This window comes from Cryobacterium tagatosivorans, assembly GCF_004402215.1.
In the GTDB taxonomy this organism is placed as follows: domain Bacteria; phylum Actinomycetota; class Actinomycetes; order Actinomycetales; family Microbacteriaceae; genus Cryobacterium; species Cryobacterium tagatosivorans.
The window spans coordinates 1-17,186 of sequence record NZ_SOEZ01000041.1 but is presented as its reverse complement, the minus strand read 5'-3'; the positions used below and the strand labels follow the sequence as shown (position 1 = coordinate 17,186).

The following is a 17,186-nucleotide window of genomic DNA, read 5'->3' as shown; positions in this document are numbered from 1 at the left end:
GAGACTGGGAGCATGATCATCCTCGCTGCCACACCCATCGGAAACCTGGGGGATGTGACGACGCGCCTGGTCGAGGCCCTGGGCGCGGCAACCGTCATCGCGTCGGAAGACACCAGGGTCACCGTGCACCTGCTCAAGGCGCTCGGCATCGAGAACCGGCCGAAGCTGATCAGCCTGCACGACCACAACGAGCGCGGCAAGGCGGCCGAGCTCGTCGAACTCGCCCGCGAGACCGACATCCTGGTGCTTAGCGACGCGGGGATGCCCACCGTGTCCGACCCCGGCTTCCACCTGGTGGATGCCGCGGTGGCCGCCGGCGTCACCGTCACGGCCCTGCCCGGTCCCTCCGCGGTGCTCACCGCCCTGGCCGTCTCCGGTCTGCCGACGGACCGGTTCACCTTCGAGGGGTTCCTGCCGCGCAAGCACGGCGAACGCGTGGGGGCACTGCGCGACCTCGCCGCCGAGCGGCGCACCATGGTGTTCTTTGAGTCGGCGAAGCGGCTGGCGGCGTCGCTGACCGACCTCGCGGCCACGCTCGGCGCCGACCGCCGCGTCGTCGTCTGCCGCGAGCTCACCAAGTTCTTCGAAGAGGTCAAGCGGGGCACCGCCGCCGAGCTCGCCGAGTGGGCGGCCGTGGGCGTCAAGGGCGAAATCTGCGTCGTGGTCGCGGGCGCCGAGGCCCGGGTCCTCGACCTGGAGACCGGCGTGGCCGAGGTCCACGCCCTGGTCGCGGCGGGCGCCCGGCTCAAGGATGCCGCCGCCGACGTGTCCGCGGCATCCGGCCTGGGCAAGCGCGACCTGTACGAGGCGGCGCTCACCCGAAAGGGCCCGGCACGCTCCCGCAACGCGGAATACCCGACCCTCCCGAACGGTTAACGTAAGAAAGAGCTAATGGGGTGAGGGCCATGGCGCACGCACAAGGTGATGGCGGGGTTCCACAAGGTGATGGCGGGGTTCGATCCGTGAGGTTTTCCCGGTACGGCGGACCGGAGGTCCTGGACGTTGTCACGACCGATGTCCCCGTGCCGGGTGCCGGCGAAGTGGTGGTCGGGGTTGTAGCTGCGGGGCTGAATCCCGTGGAGACCAGCATTCGGGAAGGCCGCTTGCAGACGAAGTGGCCAGCTCGCTTCCCTGCGGGGCAGGGCAGCGACTTCGCCGGCCTGATCGCGCGCGTCCCTCGCCCCGACACCGGCCACGACCGACCGAAGCACGGCCACGACTGGCAGGTCGGCGACGCCGTGCTCGGGCACACGGTTCGCGGGGCCCAGGCCACGTTCGTCCGGGTTCCCGTCACGGACATCATCCGCAAACCGGAGCGGCTCTCCTGGGAGGTTGCCGGCAGCCTCTATACCGCGGCGGTCACCGCCTGGAACGCCGTGCAGGAGGCGAACCCGCAGCCCGGCCGGACCGTGCTCGTGCACGCCGCGGCCGGGGGAGTGGGCGGGATCGCCGCCCAACTGGCAAAGCTCCGCGGCGCGAGGGTGATCGGCACGGCCAGCCCGGAGAGCTTCGACCACCTGCGCCAGCTGGGCGTCATCCCGGTGCAGTACGGCCCGGGCCTGGCCGAGGCCGTGGCCCGGATCGCACCGGACGGCGTCGACGCGGAACTCGACCACCTCGGCGACGACGCGATCGCCAACGCCCCCTCGGCCGACGAGAGCGACATGGTCGTGCTGGCGAAAATCGCCAACATGGTCGCGGACCGGCAGATCGTCGTCCCGGTGGCCGCGATCTACCCCTTCGATGAGGTCGAGGACGCGTACCGGGAACTCGAGGCCGGGCACGCCCACGGCAAGATCGTGCTGAGCCTGGACCCGGTGGACTACCCGCACCAGAAGGTGCACGGCATCGACGTGCGGGAGAGCGAGGCCACCAGGGACCGGCCCGACCGGGAACCGGCGCCGCCGGCCCACGAGGTGCTCCCCCCGGTGTTCGGGCATCCGCACCACCACCCCGGTCCGGCCGCTGCCACGGACCGGGATCGGGACGCGGATCGGGACGGTGATCGGGACCTCGCCGGGTAACACGCGAAGGGGCGGGCTCCGCTCGACATAAGATGTCAGCATGTCCGACGGCTCTTCCTTTTACATCACCACGCCCATTTTCTACGTGAATGATGTCCCACACATCGGACACGCGTACACGGAAGTGGCCGCCGATGTGCTCGCCCGCTGGCACCGCCAGTCCGGCGATGACGCATGGCTGCTCACCGGCACCGACGAGCACGGGCAGAAGATCCTGCGCACGGCCACCGCGAACGGCGTCACCCCCAAGGCCTGGGCCGACCGTCTCGTCGAGACCGCCTGGAAGCCGCTGCTGAAGACCGTCGATATCCAGAACGACGACTTCATCCGCACCACGGACGTGCGCCACGAGGTGAATGCGCAGAAGTTCCTGCAGCACCTCTTCGACGCCGGCCACATCTACACCGGCGAGTACGAGGGCTACTACTGCGTCGGCTGCGAGGAGTACAAGCAGCCGAGCGACCTGGTCGACGGCACCGGCGAATTCGAGGGGCAGCCGGTCTGCGCCATCCACTCGAAGCCGGTCGAACTGCTGCACGAGAAGAACTACTTCTTCCGGATGAGCACCTTCACCCAGCAGCTGCTCGACCTGTACGAGAGCAACCCGAACTTCGTGCAGCCCGAGTCCGCGCGCAACGAGGTCATCTCCTTCGTCAAGCAGGGCCTCTCCGACCTGTCGATCTCCCGCTCCAGCTTCGACTGGGGCATCAAGGTGCCGTGGGACGAGAGCCACGTCGTCTACGTCTGGTTCGACGCGCTCCTCAACTACATCACCGCCGTCGGCTACGGCCAGGACGACGAGGAATTCGCCCGCCGCTGGCCCGCCACGCACGTCGTGGGCAAGGACATCCTCCGCTTCCACGCCGTGATCTGGCCGGCCATGCTGCTGGCCGCCGGGCTCCCGGTGCCCACGCAGGTCTTCGGTCACGGCTGGCTGCTCGTCGGCGGCGAGAAGATGAGCAAGTCGAAGCTGACCGGCATCGCGCCGAGCCAGATCACCGAAACCTTCGGTTCGGACGCATTCCGCTACTACTTCATGCGCGCCATCAGCTTCGGGCAGGACGGCTCCTTCTCCTGGGAGGACCTCTCCGCCCGGTACCAGTCGGAGCTGGCCAACGGATTCGGCAACCTCGCGTCCCGGGTGATCGCCATGGTCGTTCGCTACTGCGACGGGGAGATCCCCACCGCCGGCGAGTTCAGCCAGGCCGACGAACTGATCCGCGGCACCGAGCGCCGGGCGACGGCCGCCGCGATGGGCGCCGTCGACCGGCTCGCCATCCATGAGGCCATCGCCGCGGTCTGGGAGCTCGTCGACGAGCTCAACGGCTACATCACCAGCCAGGAACCCTGGGCCCTGGCCAAGGACCCCGCCCAACGGGACCGGCTCGACGCCGTGCTCTTCACCGCCGTCCGCGGCCTCGGCACGCTGGCCGTGCTGCTCTCGCCGGTCGTGCCGCGGGCCACCGCCCGGCTCTGGACCGCCCTCGGTGGTGTCGGCGACGTCGCCGACCAGCGCATCGACCAGGCCTGGGAATGGACCGGCGGCACCCATGTGTCCCCGCTCGAGGCCCTGTTCCCGCGCATCGAGGCCACGGTTGGCTAGCGACGGTTCCCCCGCCGCGCATGTTCGCCGGCGTGAGCAGACCGGGGGGCGCGACCTGAGCTACCCGCCCCTGCCGGAGCCGCTCGTCGTGGGCGTCTACGACAACCACACGCACCTCGAAATCGCCGACGGCGACAACGCGCTGGACTTCCGGGAACACCTCGACCGCGCGTCGAGCGTGGGCGTGCGCGGGGTCGTGCAGGTCGGCGGGGACCTGGAAACCTCGCGCTGGTCGGCCGAGACGGCGCTGCACGAGCCGCGCATGCTCGCGGCCGTCGCCATCCACCCCAACGAGACGCCGGCCTACGATGCGGCCGGCACGCTCGACGACGCGTTCGCGGAGATCGCCGACCTGGCCTCCCGCCCGCGCGTGGTCGCGGTCGGCGAGACCGGGCTGGACTTCTTCCGCACCGGCCCCGAGGGCCGCGCGGCCCAGTACCGCTCGTTCGAAGCCCACATCGAGATCGCGAAGCAGAACACCCTGGCGCTGCAGATCCACGACCGGGACGCCCACGCGGAGGTCATCGCTACCCTGCTACGGGTCGGCGCGCCCGAACGCACCGTGTTCCACTGCTTCTCCGGCGACGCCGAACTGGCACGCATCTGCACCGAGAACGGCTGGTACATGTCCTTCTCCGGGACGGTCACCTTCAAAAGCGCGGTCGACCTGCGCGAGGCGCTCACGGTCGCTCCCCGGCGGCTCCTCCTGGCCGAGACGGATGCCCCCTTCCTTACCCCCGAACCCAACCGCGGCCGCCCGAACGCCCCCTACCTGCTGCCGTACACGCTGCGCGCGATGGCCGCACACCTCGAAACGGATCTCTCCCTGCTCGCCGCGCAAATCTCCTCCAACACGGAACTGGTCTACGGGCGCTGGGATGCCGAACCGGTGACCGCGCCGCACGACCTCCCGCACAGCGACGCCGCCCCGCAGGGCGGACTGGCATGACCGGGCCCGAGGCCGAGCTCGCACACGAGCCGGCGCACGGCACGCGGCACGGCCTGCCGGCCGGCGCCGAGCCGGAGACCCCTCCGGAACCGGGGCGAGAGGGCGGCCGCGGACGTCACGTCGCCCCCGAGCCCGAGGAATCGCCCGAGGAGCCGCACGAGTCGGCCGAGTCGCCCGAGTCGGCGGAGTCGCCGGAGTCGCCCCGGTCGGCTGAACCGACGGAGCCAACGACGTCAGTGCCCGCGGGCACGCCGGCCCGGACCCTGCTCGGCCCGTCCGAGATCCGCGACCTCGCCGAGATGCTCGGCGTGAACCCGACCAAGAAGCTCGGCCAGAACTTCGTCATTGACGGCAACACCGTTCGCCGGATCGTGAAGGTCGCCGGCATCACGGCCGAGGACACGGTCGTCGAGGTCGGCCCGGGGCTCGGTTCGCTCACCCTGGGCCTCCTCGAAACCGGCGCCCGCGTGGTCGCCGTCGAGATCGACGCCCGCCTGGCCGAGCAGCTTCCGATCACGGTCGAACTCATGCAGCCGGGCGCGCCGCTCACGGTCATCCTGGGCGACGCCATGCGCATCATGGACATTCCCGGCGACCCCACCCGGCTCGTCGCGAACCTGCCCTACAACGTGTCGGTGCCGGTGCTGCTGCACCTGCTCGAGCACTTCCCGTCGCTGCGCGCGGGCCTGGTCATGGTGCAGGCCGAGGTCGGCGAGCGCCTCGCCGCGCCGCCCGGCTCCAAGGTGTACGGCAGCCCGAGCGTGAAGGCGGCCTGGTACGGCGCGTTCCGAACCGCCGGCAAGGTGAGCCGGCAGGTGTTCTGGCCCGTCCCGAACGTCGACTCGATCCTCGTCGCCTTCGACCGCCGGGCCGAACCGCTGGAGTCCGAGGAACTGCGCCTGGCCACCTTCGCCCTCGTCGACGCGGCGTTCCAGCAGCGCCGGAAGATGCTGCGCCAGTCCCTCTCCGTCGTGCTCGGCGACTCGACGACCGCCTCCAGACTGATCACCGAGGCCGGCATCGACCCCACCGAGCGCGGCGAGCAGCTCACCGTGCACGACTTCCTCGCGATCGCCCGCGCGACGTCCTAGTCTGGGGCCATGTCCGACAGCCCCAACAGCGACAGTCCCGACCGCATCGCGGCCGCCGGGAGGAGCGACGCGGCGATGACGGCAGCGACCGGCAAGCCCGGGGCGCACTGGTTCGAACTGCTCGACGCGGCCGGGGCAGCCGAGTGGACGCATCCGCAGATCGCCCGCTGGCTGCACGACGAGCAGGGCGTTCCCGGCTGGTGGCGCCAGGCGGTCACCGTCGGCTTCGAACAGGCGCGCGGCCGGAGGCTTCCGGGGCAGCGCGCCGACGGCACCTTCGAGGTGAGCGCGTCGAAGACGTTCCCGCTCGAGCAGGAGGCCGCCCTCGACGTCGTCATCGGGGCGGTGAGCGCGAGCCTCGGCCGACCGGCGAGCGAGAGCCGCACCGCGCGCTACCTGACCGCCCGGTGCAAGCTCCCTGCCAACGGTTCCCTGCTGGCCACGGCCAACCCCGCCAACGCGGGCCGGACATCCGTGTCCCTGGCCCACCAGCGACTCGCGGATGCCGCGGCCGTCGCCCCGGCGAAGGCGGCGATGCAGCGGGGGCTGGCCGCCGCCTCGTCCGGAGCCGCGCGCGGGCTGGACTAGGTTAGGAGCATGAGCATCGCGGGGGCATCCCAGGTCGTGCACGCGAGAGCGCCGGGCAAGATCAATGTCTTCCTCAAGGTCGGCAAGGTCATGGAAGACGGCTACCACGACGTCGCCACCGCCTACCAGTCGGTCTCGCTCTACGAGGACGTGCGTGCCTATCCGGCCGACGACTTCTCGGTCGAGTTCACCGGCCCGATCGACACCTCCGGCCTGGCCACCGACGGCTCCAACCTCGCGATCAAGGCCGCACGGCTGCTCGCCCGCAAGACCGGCTTCCGCGGCGGAGTGCACCTCGAGATCGAGAAGCACGTCCCGATCGCCGGCGGCATGGGCGGCGGTTCGGCGGATGCCGCGGCGACCCTCCTCGCCTGCGACGCCCTGTGGGGCACGGAGGCGACGAAGGAAGAGCTGCTCGCCCTCGCCGCCAGGCTCGGCGCCGACGTCCCGTTCGCGTTCACCGGCGGCACCGCCATCGGCACCGGCCGTGGCGACCAGCTCAGCCCCGCCCTGGCCAAGGGGCACTTCCAGTGGGTGCTCGCCCTCGCCGAATTCGGGATGTCGACGCCCGGCGTCTACAGCGAACTGGACCGCCACCGCGACCGCCACGCGCAGGACATCTTTCCCGCCGAGCACCAGCCCACCGTCGACCCGAACGTGCTGCAGGCGCTGCGGGCCGGCGACCCGCGGATGCTCGCCGAGTCGCTGCACAACGACCTGCAGGCTCCCGCGCTGCACCTCGCGCCGGGCCTCGGCAAGGTCCTCGAGCTCGGCGAGGCGAACGGCGCCCTCGCCGGGATCATCTCCGGCTCCGGACCCACGGTGGCCTTCCTCGTCGCGGATTCCGACAGCGCGCTCGAGCTCCAGGTGGCGCTGAGCGCCTCCCGGCTGAACGTCGTGCGAGCCACCGGCCCGGTGCACGGCGCCCGCCTCGTCCACGACTAACCCCCGCCCAACTCCCCGCGAAACCGCAGTTGTGCGCGTCATTCGGGGGTTTTAGCGCGCACAACTGCGGTTTCGCGGGAGAGAGGGCGGGCTCTCAGGCGCGGCCGGTAAGCTTGGACCACTTATGGCACATTTGCTCGGGGCTGAAGCCCTGCACCTCGAATTCCCCACCCGCGTCATCTTTGACAGCGTCACCGCCGGCCTCAACGAAGGCGACCGGATCGGCGTCGTCGGCCGCAACGGCGACGGCAAGTCAACGCTGCTCAACCTGCTCGCCGGGCGGATGGAACCCGACTCCGGACGCGTGACGCGTCGGCGCGGCGTGACCATCGGCATCCTCGACCAGGCCGACGAGCTCGCCTCCGGCCAAACCGTCGGCCACACCATCGTCGGCGGCATCGAGGAGCACGTCTGGGCCGGCGACTCCAAGGTGCGCGACGTCATCGGCGGCCTCGTCCGCGACATCCCCTGGGACGCGCTCGTCGACGACCTCTCCGGTGGCCAGCGCCGCCGGGTGGCCCTCGCGGCCGTGCTCATCGGCGACCACGACGTCATCTTCCTCGACGAGCCCACCAACCACCTCGACGTCGAGGGCATCTCCTGGCTCGCCGGGCACCTGAAGAACCGCTGGGCGGTGAACTCCGGCGGCCTCGTCGTCGTCACTCACGACCGGTGGTTCCTCGACGAGGTCTGCAACCAGACCTGGGAGGTGCACGACCGCATCATCGAGCCCTTCGAGGGCGGCTATGCGGCCTACATCCTGCAGCGCGTCGAACGCGACCGGATGTCCGCCGCCTCCGAATCGAAGCGCCAGAACCTGATGAAGAAGGAACTCGCCTGGCTGCGCCGCGGCGCCCCCGCCCGCACCGCCAAGCCCAAGTTCCGCATCGACGCGGCCAACGTCCTGATCGAGAACGAGCCGCCGCCCCGCGACACGGTCTCGATGCAGTCGATGGCCATGCAGCGCCTCGGCAAGGATGTCGTCGACCTGCTCGACGTCACCGTCAAGTTCGAGGACAAGACCGTGCTCAACGACATCACCTGGCGCATCGCGCCGGGCGAGCGCACCGGCATCATGGGCGTCAACGGCGCCGGCAAGTCCACGCTGCTCAACCTCGTCGCCGGCACCCTGCTGCCCACCAGCGGCACGGTCAAGCGCGGCAAGACCATCAAGGTCGCCGTGCTCACCCAGCAGCTGTTCGAGCTCGAAGACATCCAGAACGACCGGGTGAGCGAGGTCATCGGCCGCCAGAAGACGTCGTACATCGCCGGCGGCAAGGAGATCACCCCCGGGCAGATGCTCGAGCGGATGGGCTTCATGAGCGCCCAGCTGACCACGAAGGTCAAGGACCTCTCCGGTGGCCAGAAGCGCCGCCTGCAGCTGCTGCTGATCGTGCTCGACGAACCGAATGTGCTCATCCTCGACGAGCCCACCAACGACCTCGACACCGACATGCTCGCCGCCATGGAAGACCTGCTCGACTCCTTCCCCGGCACCCTCCTCGTCGTCTCGCACGACCGGTACCTGATCGAGCGCGTCACCGACAACCAGTACGCCGTGACGGATGGCGCGTTCCGGCACCTGCCCGGCGGCGTCGACCAGTACCTCCAGCTGCGCAAGAAGCAGATCTCCGGCGGAACCTCCGGCTCCAGCGGTTCGCCGACCGAGGCATCCGGAGCCGCCGCCGGGCAGAAGGGCCGGCTCGCCGTCGGCGGCGCCGAGCTCCGCAACGCGCAGAAGGAGCTCGCCTCGACCGGCCGGAAGGTCGTCAAGGCGCAGGACCGGATCACCTCGCTGCACGAGTCGCTGGCCGCACACGACCAGGCGGACTACACCGGCCTCGGCGTGCTGTCGGCCGAGCTCTCGCAGCTCGAAGACACCGTGGTCGGCCTGGAAACGCGCTGGCTCGAACTTTCCGAGCTCGTCGGGAGCTGAGTTCGCAGGTCCTGTGACGGCGTGTGTCGAAGACGGCCACGCCGCGCAGGATCTCTCGTTACCGTTGAAGTGTGCCTGGCGACGTCGCGGCACAGCCCCCCATTTTTTCCTCGTGGTTTCGCTGTGCCCGCATGCCGGGCTCCCACACACACAGCGAAGGGGATACATAACGTGAAGAAGACATTGCTGGCCGCCCTGGCGGTCCTGCCGCTCACCGCACTGCTGGCCGGATGCGCCGGAGGGGCCGGCACCGCGGGCTCCGCCGACGACGTCGTCACCATCGGCGTCGTGGGGGCGAGCGACCCGTACTGGGCCGACTACAAGCAGGCCGCGGCCGACGCGGGCATCGAGGTCGACATCGTCGACTTCGCCGACTACCCCCAGCCCAACCCGGCGCTGACCGAGGGCGAGATCGACCTCAACCAGTTCCAGCACATCGTCTACCTCGCCGACTACAACGTGTCGACCAAGCAGGACCTCGCGCCGATCGGCGCGACCGCGATCTACCCGCTCGGCCTCTACTCCACGAAGGTGAAGAGCGTCGACGGGATCAAGAAGGGCGACACCGTCGCCGTTCCGAACGACCCCAGCAACCTCTCCCGCTCCCTCCTCGTGCTGCAGTCGGCGAAGCTGATCGTGCTCAAGGACGGCGGGACCATCTTCTCCACCCTCGACGACATCGACACGAAGAAGTCGAAGGTCTCGGTGAAGGCCCTCGAGGCGTCCCTGACGGCGACCTCGCTGCCGGACGTGGCCGCCGCGATCATCAACAACGACTTCGTGGAGAAGGCCGGGCTGAAGTTCTCGGACGCGATTGCCCAGGACGACCCCGCCGACCCCAACGCGCTGCCGTACGTGAACGTCTTCGCGGCCCGCGCCGAGGACAAGGACAACGCGACCTACCAGAAGCTCGTCGAGATCTTCCAGGAGAGCAAGAAGGTCCAGGATGGCGTCCTCGCCGTCTCCGGGGGCAGCGCCCAGCTGGTGAAGACCCCGGTCAGCGACCTCGAGAAGTCGCTCGCCAAGGTCGAGAAGGACACCGCCGCCCAGAAGTAGCGCTACCCCCGGGTAGCACCACCCCTGTCCGCGAGTGAGCGTTCGGACGTCCCCACAAGGGTCGGCCGCCGAAACCGCTCACTCGCGGATGATTTCAGTAAGGACCCCCGCTATGCCTGTCGTCAGTTTGCGTGACGTGTCCAAGGTCTACCCGGCCACCACGAAGACCGGCGACCCCGTCGTCGCGATCGACAGCGTGAGCCTCGACGTCGAGGCCGGCGACGTGTACGGGATCATCGGCTACTCCGGGGCCGGCAAGAGCACGCTCGTTCGCCTGGTGAACGCGCTCGAGCGTTCCACCGGCGGCGAAATCCTGATCAACGGGCAGGACATCGCCGGGCTCCCTGAGCGGAAGCTGCGCGAGGTGCGCCTCGGGATCGGCATGATCTTCCAGCAGTTCAACCTGCTCGACTCCCGAACCGTGGCCGGCAACGTCGCCTACCCGCTCGAGGTGGCCGGGCGGCCCAAGGCCGAGCGGCAGGCTCGCGTCGCCGAGCTGCTCGACTTCGTCGGCCTGGCCGACAAGGCACGTGCCTACCCCGACCAGCTCTCCGGCGGCCAGAAGCAGCGCGTCGGGATCGCCCGCGCCCTCGCCACCCAGCCGAGCATCCTCCTCGCCGACGAGGCCACCAGCGCCCTCGACCCGGAGACCACCCACGAGGTGCTCACGCTCCTCAAGCGCGTCAACCGGGAGTTCGGCGTCACCATCATCGTGATCACCCACGAGATGGACGTCATCCAGACCATCGCCACCAAGGTCGCCGTGATGGACCAGGGACGCGTCATCGAGCGCGGTGACGTGTTCGACGTCTTCTCGAACCCGCAGCACGCGGCATCCGCCCGTTTCGTCGGCACCGTCGTCAAGGGCGTGCCGTCCGCCGCCGAGCTGGCCGTGCTGCGCGGGCGCCACCGGGGCCGCATCGTCACCCTGTCCTTCCGCGACGCCGGTGTCGACCAGCAGGCCGTGTTCGGCGAGCTGGCGCGGGCGGGGGTGGCCTTCGAGGTCATCTACGGCGGCATCAACGAGATCCAGGGCCGGCCGTTCGGGCACCTGACGCTGAGCCTGGCGGCGGATCACCTGACGGAGGCCGACGCGGTGATCGACGACGTGCTCGCCCGCATCCGAGAACTGACGACCGTCACGGAGGTGCGCTGATGGATGCCCTGATCGACCTGACGCCCGAGCTGTGGACGGCGGCCGGCGAGACCCTCTACATCGTCGGTCTCACCCTCTTTTTCGGCGGACTCGGCGGACTCCTGGTCGGGCTCGGGCTCTACCTGAGCCGCGCCGGCAACATCCTCGAGAACCGCACGGTGTTCACGGTGCTGAACGTGCTGGTGAACTTCATCCGGCCGATTCCGTTCATCATCTTCCTGGCCGCGGCCCAGCCGCTGGCCCGAATGGTGGTCGGAACCGGCATCGGCAACCCCGCGATCATCTTCACGATCTCGCTCGCGGCATCCTTCGCCATGGGACGCATTGTCGAGCAGAACCTGCTCACGGTCTCGCCCGGCGTGATCGACGCGGCGCGCTCGGTGGGGGCCGGGCCGATCCGGATCATCTTCACCGTGCTGCTGCCCGAGGCGCTCGGCCCGCTGATCCTCGGCTTCACCTTCATCTTCGTGGCCCTCGTCGACATGTCCGCGGTCGCCGGCTACGTCGGCGGCGGCGGCCTCGGAAACTTCGCGCTGCTCTACGGCTACCGGCAGTTCAACCCCGTAGTCACCTGGGCCGCCGTGCTGCTGATCATCGTGCTCGTGCAGCTGGTGCAGTTCCTCGGCAACTCCCTCGCCCGCAAGGCCCTCCGCCGCTGACGCCGCCGCCCCCATCCGCCGACTTCCTTCGCCGAACCGTGAGTTTGGCACCTTCGCGGGGCCCGCGAAGGTGCCAAACTCACGGTTCGGCGAGGGTCTCGGCGAAGGTCTCGAAGTCTCGAAGGTCTCGAAGTCTCGAAGGGCTCGGCGGGGTGGCAGGCTCGGCGCTCAGTCGAAGTCGAGGCTGAGCTTGCGGAGCAGGCCGGCGAGGCGATCCTGGTCGCCGGCGGAGAGCGTGGCGAGCAGCTCCGCCTCGGCGTCGACGAGCCGGGTGATCGCGGCATCCACCCGGATGAGCCCGGCCGGCGTCATCCCGACGAGCACGCCGCGGCCGTCGTTCGGGTCGGTGCGCCGGGTGACCAGGCCGCGGTCGACCAGCCGGTCGATCCGGTTCGTCATCGTTCCGCTGGAGACGAGGGTCTGCTGCAGCAGCGATTTCGGGCTCAGGACGTAGGGCGCACCGGCGCGGCGGAGGGCAGACAGCACGTCGAATTCCCACGACTCCAGCTCGGAGCGGGAGAACGCCGTCCGGCGGGCCCGGTCGAGGTGCTTGGAGAGCCGGGCGACCCGGGAGAGCACCTGGAGGGGGGCGAAATCGAGGTCAGGCCTTTCGCGCAGCCAGGCGTCCACGATCCGGTCGACTTCGTCATTCGCAGGCATCCCTCCATTATCCGGCCGCGGCGCGGGGTGCGGCGCACATCTGGCAGACTTGACTGCGATGCCCGGCCGCGGCCGGTGCATTCCGCCGTGGTGTAATGGCAGCACGACAGCCTTTGGAGCTGTTAGGTCCAGGTTCGAGTCCTGGCGGCGGAGCGGTTCGATTCACCGATCGAAGACCCATCCTCGAGACGACCAAGGGGCAACACATGACCGATAATCGACTCGCCGTCATCGTCCTGGCTGCAGGCCAGGGCACGCGCATGAAATCCAGCCTGCCGAAGCTGCTGCACCCGCTCGCCGGGATGCCCGTGATCAGCCACGTGCTGGCCACCGCTCGGGCGCTCGACGCCGCGCACCTCGTCACCGTGGTGCGCCACGAACGCGACCGCCTCGCCGAGGTCATCGCGGCAGACCTGCCCGAAAGCATCATCGTCGACCAGGACGACGTCCCCGGCACCGGCCGCGCCGTCGAACAGGCCGTCGACGCGCTTCCGGCCGACTTCGAGGGCGACGTGCTCGTCATCAACGGCGATGTGCCGCTGCTCGACGCCGACACCCTCGCCGCCTTCATCGCCGCGCACCGCGCGAGCGCGGCCGCGGCCACCGTGCTGTCGGCGATCCCGGATGACGCCACCGGCTACGGCCGGATCATCCGTTCCGCCCAGGGCGGGTTCGACCGCATCGTCGAGCAGAAGGACGCCAGCGCGGAGGAGCTCGCGGTCGACGAGATCAACGCGGGCGTCTACCTGTTCGGGCTCGCCGCCCTGCGCGACCAGCTCGCGCGCCTCACCACGGAGAACGTGCAGGGCGAGAAGTACCTCACCGACGTCATCGGCCTGCTCCGCGGCGCCGGCTCGGAAGTGAGCGCCGTCGCCCTCTCCGAGGCCTGGATCGTCGCCGGCATCAACGACCGCGCCCAGCTCAGCGAGACTGCCCTGAAGCTCAACGCCCTGATCGTGCGCGGCTGGCAGCTCGCCGGGGTGACCGTGCAGGACCCCGCGACCACCTGGATCGACATGAAGGCCACGCTCGCGCCGGATGTCACGCTCCTGCCCGGCACCCAGATCGAGGGCGCGACGAGCATCGCGACCGGCGCCGTGGTCGGCCCGGACACCACCCTGCGCGACTGTGAGGTCGGCGAGAACGCGGTCGTGAAGCGCACCGACGCGACCCTGGCGGTCATCGGCGCCGGGGCATCCGTCGGCCCGTTCGCCTACCTGCGACCGGGGACCGTGCTCGGTTCCGAGGGCAAGATCGGCGCGTACGTCGAGACGAAGAACGCGACCATCGGGGCCGGCAGCAAGGTGCCCCACCTCAGCTACGTCGGCGACGCCACGGTCGGCGTCGGCTCGAACATCGGCGCCGGCACGATCTTCGCCAACTACGACGGAGTGAACAAGCACCGCTCCGAAATCGGGTCGCACGTGCGCACCGGGTCGCACAACGTGTTCGTCGCGCCGATTAGGATTGGGGACGGAGCGTACACGGGGGCCGGGACTGTCGTCCGCAAGGACGTGCCGGCCGGGTCCTTGGCCATCAACGTGGCTCCGCAGCGCAACATGGACGGCTGGGTTCAGGCCAACCGTCCGGGAACCGACGCGGCGAAGGCCGCGGAAACGAGCGGAGACTAAGTGCCCGGAATCACAGCCAAAGGCGAGAAGAAACTGGTCCTGGTTTCGGGGCGCGCGCACCCTCAACTCGCGCTCGACATCGCCACTGAGCTTGGTTCGGAACTCGTCCACACTGATGCGCGCACCTTCGCCAACGGTGAGATCTACGCGCGGTTCGACGAGAGCGTCCGCGGCAGCGACGCGTTCGTCATCCAGTCGCACACCGCGCCGATCAACGAATGGCTGATGGAACAGCTGATCATGGTCGACGCGCTCAAGCGGGCCTCGGCCAAGCGGATCACCGTGGTCGCGCCGTTCTACCCGTACTCCCGCCAGGACAAGAAGGGCCGCGGTCGCGAGCCGATCTCGGCCCGCCTCGTCGCCGACCTGTTCAAGGTCGCCGGCGCCGACCGGATCATGTCCGTCGACCTGCACGCCGCGCAGATCCAGGGCTTCTTCGACGGTCCCGTCGACCACCTCTTCGCGATGCCGGTGTTGCTCGAGCACTTCCGCGAGAAGCTCGACCCGTCCACACTCACCGTCGTCTCGCCCGACATGGGCCGCGTGCGCGTGGCCGACATCTGGAGCGACAAGCTCGGTGCGCCGCTGGCCATCATCCACAAGCGCCGCGACCCGCTCGTGCCCAACCGCGTGTCCGTGCACGAGATCGTCGGCCAGGTCGAAGGCCGCGTCTGCCTCATCGTCGACGACATGATCGACACCGGCCGCACCATCGCCCAGGCCGCCGAGGCGCTGCGGGATGCCGGCGCCATCGGCGTCGTCGTCGCCGCCACCCACGCGGTGTTCAGCCACCCGGCCATCGAGATGCTGCAGAACTCGGCGATCTCCGCCGTCGTCGTCACCGACACCCTGCCGGTCCCGGAGGAGAAGCGCTTCCCGACGTTGACCGTGCTGCCGATCGCGCCGCTGCTGGCCCGCGCCATCCACGAGGTCTTCGACGAAGGCTCGGTGACCTCCCTCTTCGAGGGCGCCGCCTAACCGCTCCGTCCTTCCCCCGCAACATTCCTCCGCCGAACTGTGAGTTCGGCACCTTCCCGAGGCCCGGGAAGGTGCCAAACTCACAGTTCGATGTGGGTTCGGCGTGTGATTTTAGGGCGTCGGGCGAGGGGCTGCCGGGATGATCCCGAGCGGCTCCACGAACATCTCGCGTTCGTTGGCGTCGACGGCGTAGCATTGCCAGCCGAAACCGCCGGCGCCGGAGAACTCGAAGCGAGCCACCGACGATTCGGCGAACGGGTGGTACCGGGCGACCGACGCCAGGCAGGCGTTTGTGGCCGTCGAGCCAGCGACCTGCAGCGTGGTGAGGATTCCGGGAACGACGAGCGCCACGAGGCCGAGCAGCACCGCGATCCGCATCATCGTCAGGGTGTGCCGGCTGCGCAGCGGGCGCGACGCGTCGTGCGGCTCGTAGCCGGCGAGTTCGGGGATCTCATTGCTCATGGTCATAGGCTCCGGTCCCAGTATCCCAGACGCCCGAGGCCGGATGCCCGATGCCGGATGCCCGATGTCGGACGCCTGATCCCGGATGCCCGATGCCGCATGACCGGATCCCGGACGCCGCCGCGCCGCGCGCGACACGTGACGTTCACCCGCCCTCGTTAGGGTGGTGACATGACCACGCTGGAGCGCCACCTCGGGCTCGGGCGCGCGATCATCGTAGGCCTGGCCGCGATGATCGGCGCGGGTGTCTTCTACGTCTGGGCGCCGGCCGCGGCGGCCGCCGGAACGGGCCTGCTGATCGGCCTGGTCATCGCCGGGGTCATCGCTTCGCTCAACGCCCTCAGCTCCGCGCAGCTCGCGATGGCATACCCGGTCTCCGGCGGCGCGTACGCCTTCGGCCGCGCCACCCTCGGCCCGTGGTGGGGCTTCGCCGCCGGCTGGCTCTTCCTGGCCGGCAAGACCGCCTCGGCCGGCGCGATCGCGCTGATCGCGGGCGGCTACCTCTGGCCCGAACAGTCCCGCGCCGTCGCGGTGGCCGCCGTGGTCGTGCTCGGCGCCGTGAACATGGCGGGCATCCGGACCACGGCCGGAGTGAGCGCCGCGATCGTGTTCACCGTGCTCGGCGGCCTGCTCGTCGTCTTCGCGGTGATCGGCCTCGGCGGCAGCCTCGCCGAGGCCCGCCTCGACCTCGGCACGATCACGGATGCCGGCTGGTACGGCATCCTGCAATCGGCCGGCCTGCTCTTCTTCTGCTTCGCCGGATACGCCCGGATGGCGACCCTCGGCGAAGAGGTGCGGGACCCCCGGCACACCCTGCCGCGCGCGATCATCACCGCGCTCGGCATCACGCTGGTGATCTACGCGGTGATCGGGGTGCTCTGCGTGACCATCCTCGGCCCGGCCGTCCTCGCGACCTCGACCTCGCCGCTGGCGGATGTTCTCGGCGGCGACGAACCCTGGACCGGCCTGGCCCGGATGGTGGCCGCGGTCGCCTGCCTCGGCTCGCTGGTCGGGATCCTCGCCGGGCTCAGCCGCACCGGGCTGGCGATGGCCAGGGAGCGCGACCTGCCCGGCCCGCTCAGCCGGATCTCCACCCGCACGCACGCCCCGGTCGTGGCCGAGGCGACGGTCGGGATCGCCGCGATCGCCGGCATCCTGCTGCTTGACCCGGCGCGGCTGGTCGGTTTCTCGGCCTGCGCGGTGCTGGTCTACTACGCGATCGCGCACCTGAGCGCGCTCCGTCAGGGGCCCGCCGACCGCTGGCTGCCGCGGGTGATCCAGTACGCGGGGGTGGCCGGATGCCTGCTGCTGGCGGTCACGCTCCCGTGGCAGGGCGTGCTCGCCGCGGCCGCCTGGCTCGCCGTCGGGCTGGCCGGCCGCGGCATCCGCCTCGCCCTGGCCGCCCGACCCCGCTGACCCGGCGCGAGCCCGCTGCCCCGCCCCGCGCT

Annotated in this window: 16 protein-coding genes and 1 tRNA gene; 15 read left to right on the top strand and 2 right to left on the bottom strand. The window is 70.1% G+C overall.

Going from position 1 to position 17,186, the window contains the following annotated elements; genetic code table 11:
• The first annotated feature begins 12 nt into the window (after positions 1–12).
• From rsmI to E3O23_RS08170, 11 genes are all read left to right on the top strand, one after another.
• Positions 13–876: a 16S rRNA (cytidine(1402)-2'-O)-methyltransferase gene (gene rsmI / locus E3O23_RS08220; RefSeq protein WP_134489963.1), complete on the top strand. Its 864-nt coding sequence runs from the start codon at positions 13–15 to the stop codon at positions 874–876.
• An 86-nt stretch (positions 877–962) separates the two neighbouring features.
• A complete protein-coding gene (locus E3O23_RS08215) occupies positions 963–2,024 on the top strand; it encodes an NADP-dependent oxidoreductase (RefSeq protein ID WP_198415163.1) in 1,062 nt (353 codons plus the stop codon).
• Between the two features lie 40 nt (positions 2,025–2,064).
• On the top strand, positions 2,065–3,627 hold the full coding sequence (gene metG / locus E3O23_RS08210) for a methionine--tRNA ligase (RefSeq protein ID WP_134489959.1): 1,563 nt from the start codon (positions 2,065–2,067) through the stop codon (positions 3,625–3,627).
• On the top strand, positions 3,620–4,576 hold the full coding sequence (locus tag E3O23_RS08205) for a TatD family hydrolase (RefSeq protein WP_241983385.1): 957 nt from the start codon (positions 3,620–3,622) through the stop codon (positions 4,574–4,576). The genes metG and E3O23_RS08205 overlap by 8 nt, the downstream gene beginning before the upstream one ends.
• Positions 4,577–4,875: 299 nt before the next feature.
• Positions 4,876–5,667, top strand: a complete 792-nt coding sequence (gene rsmA / locus E3O23_RS08200; RefSeq protein ID WP_134490003.1) for a 16S rRNA (adenine(1518)-N(6)/adenine(1519)-N(6))-dimethyltransferase RsmA — start codon at positions 4,876–4,878, stop codon at positions 5,665–5,667.
• A 9-nt stretch (positions 5,668–5,676) separates the two neighbouring features.
• Entirely contained in the window at positions 5,677–6,255 is a 579-nt protein-coding gene (locus E3O23_RS08195; protein ID WP_134489955.1) for a hypothetical protein, read from the top strand.
• Positions 6,256–6,264: 9 nt separating this feature from the next.
• Positions 6,265–7,200 carry a 4-(cytidine 5'-diphospho)-2-C-methyl-D-erythritol kinase gene (locus E3O23_RS08190; RefSeq protein ID WP_134489953.1) on the top strand — a complete coding sequence of 312 codons (936 nt, stop codon included), beginning with the start codon at positions 6,265–6,267 and terminating at the stop codon, positions 7,198–7,200.
• A gap of 124 nt (positions 7,201–7,324) precedes the next feature.
• On the top strand, positions 7,325–9,136 hold the full coding sequence (locus E3O23_RS08185) for an ABC-F family ATP-binding cassette domain-containing protein (protein ID WP_134489951.1): 1,812 nt from the start codon (positions 7,325–7,327) through the stop codon (positions 9,134–9,136).
• A gap of 171 nt (positions 9,137–9,307) precedes the next feature.
• Entirely contained in the window at positions 9,308–10,192 is an 885-nt protein-coding gene (locus E3O23_RS08180) for a MetQ/NlpA family ABC transporter substrate-binding protein (protein ID WP_134489949.1), read from the top strand.
• Positions 10,193–10,304: 112 nt separating this feature from the next.
• Positions 10,305–11,348, top strand: coding sequence for a methionine ABC transporter ATP-binding protein (locus E3O23_RS08175; protein WP_134489947.1), 1,044 nt, complete (start codon positions 10,305–10,307; stop codon positions 11,346–11,348).
• Positions 11,348–12,007, top strand: a complete 660-nt coding sequence (locus E3O23_RS08170; protein WP_134489943.1) for a methionine ABC transporter permease — start codon at positions 11,348–11,350, stop codon at positions 12,005–12,007. Before E3O23_RS08175 ends, E3O23_RS08170 begins: the two co-directional genes overlap by 1 nt.
• A gap of 168 nt (positions 12,008–12,175) precedes the next feature.
• On the opposite strand, the gene E3O23_RS08165 is transcribed toward E3O23_RS08170, so the two are convergent.
• Entirely contained in the window at positions 12,176–12,667 is a 492-nt protein-coding gene (locus E3O23_RS08165; RefSeq protein ID WP_134489941.1) for a MarR family winged helix-turn-helix transcriptional regulator, read from the bottom strand.
• 81 nt (positions 12,668–12,748) lie between these two features.
• Between E3O23_RS08165 and E3O23_RS08160 the strand changes: the two genes are divergently transcribed.
• From E3O23_RS08160 to E3O23_RS08150, 3 genes are all read left to right on the top strand, one after another.
• Positions 12,749–12,820 (top strand) — tRNA-Gln (locus E3O23_RS08160).
• Between the two features lie 53 nt (positions 12,821–12,873).
• Positions 12,874–14,298, top strand: a complete 1,425-nt coding sequence (gene glmU / locus E3O23_RS08155; RefSeq protein WP_134489939.1) for a bifunctional UDP-N-acetylglucosamine diphosphorylase/glucosamine-1-phosphate N-acetyltransferase GlmU — start codon at positions 12,874–12,876, stop codon at positions 14,296–14,298.
• A complete protein-coding gene (locus E3O23_RS08150; protein ID WP_134489937.1) occupies positions 14,299–15,276 on the top strand; it encodes a ribose-phosphate diphosphokinase in 978 nt (325 codons plus the stop codon).
• Between the two features lie 111 nt (positions 15,277–15,387).
• Here the strand turns inward: E3O23_RS08150 and E3O23_RS08145 are convergent, their stop codons facing one another.
• The gene (locus tag E3O23_RS08145; RefSeq protein ID WP_134489935.1) at positions 15,388–15,738 is read right to left on the bottom strand and encodes a hypothetical protein; all 351 of its coding nucleotides are present in this window, start codon (positions 15,736–15,738) and stop codon (positions 15,388–15,390) included.
• A gap of 171 nt (positions 15,739–15,909) precedes the next feature.
• Here E3O23_RS08145 and E3O23_RS08140 point away from each other — a divergent pair, with 171 nt between their 5' ends.
• Complete coding sequence (locus E3O23_RS08140; RefSeq protein ID WP_134489933.1) at positions 15,910–17,154, top strand: APC family permease; 1,245 nt, start codon at positions 15,910–15,912, stop codon at positions 17,152–17,154.
• Positions 17,155–17,186 lie beyond the last annotated feature (32 nt).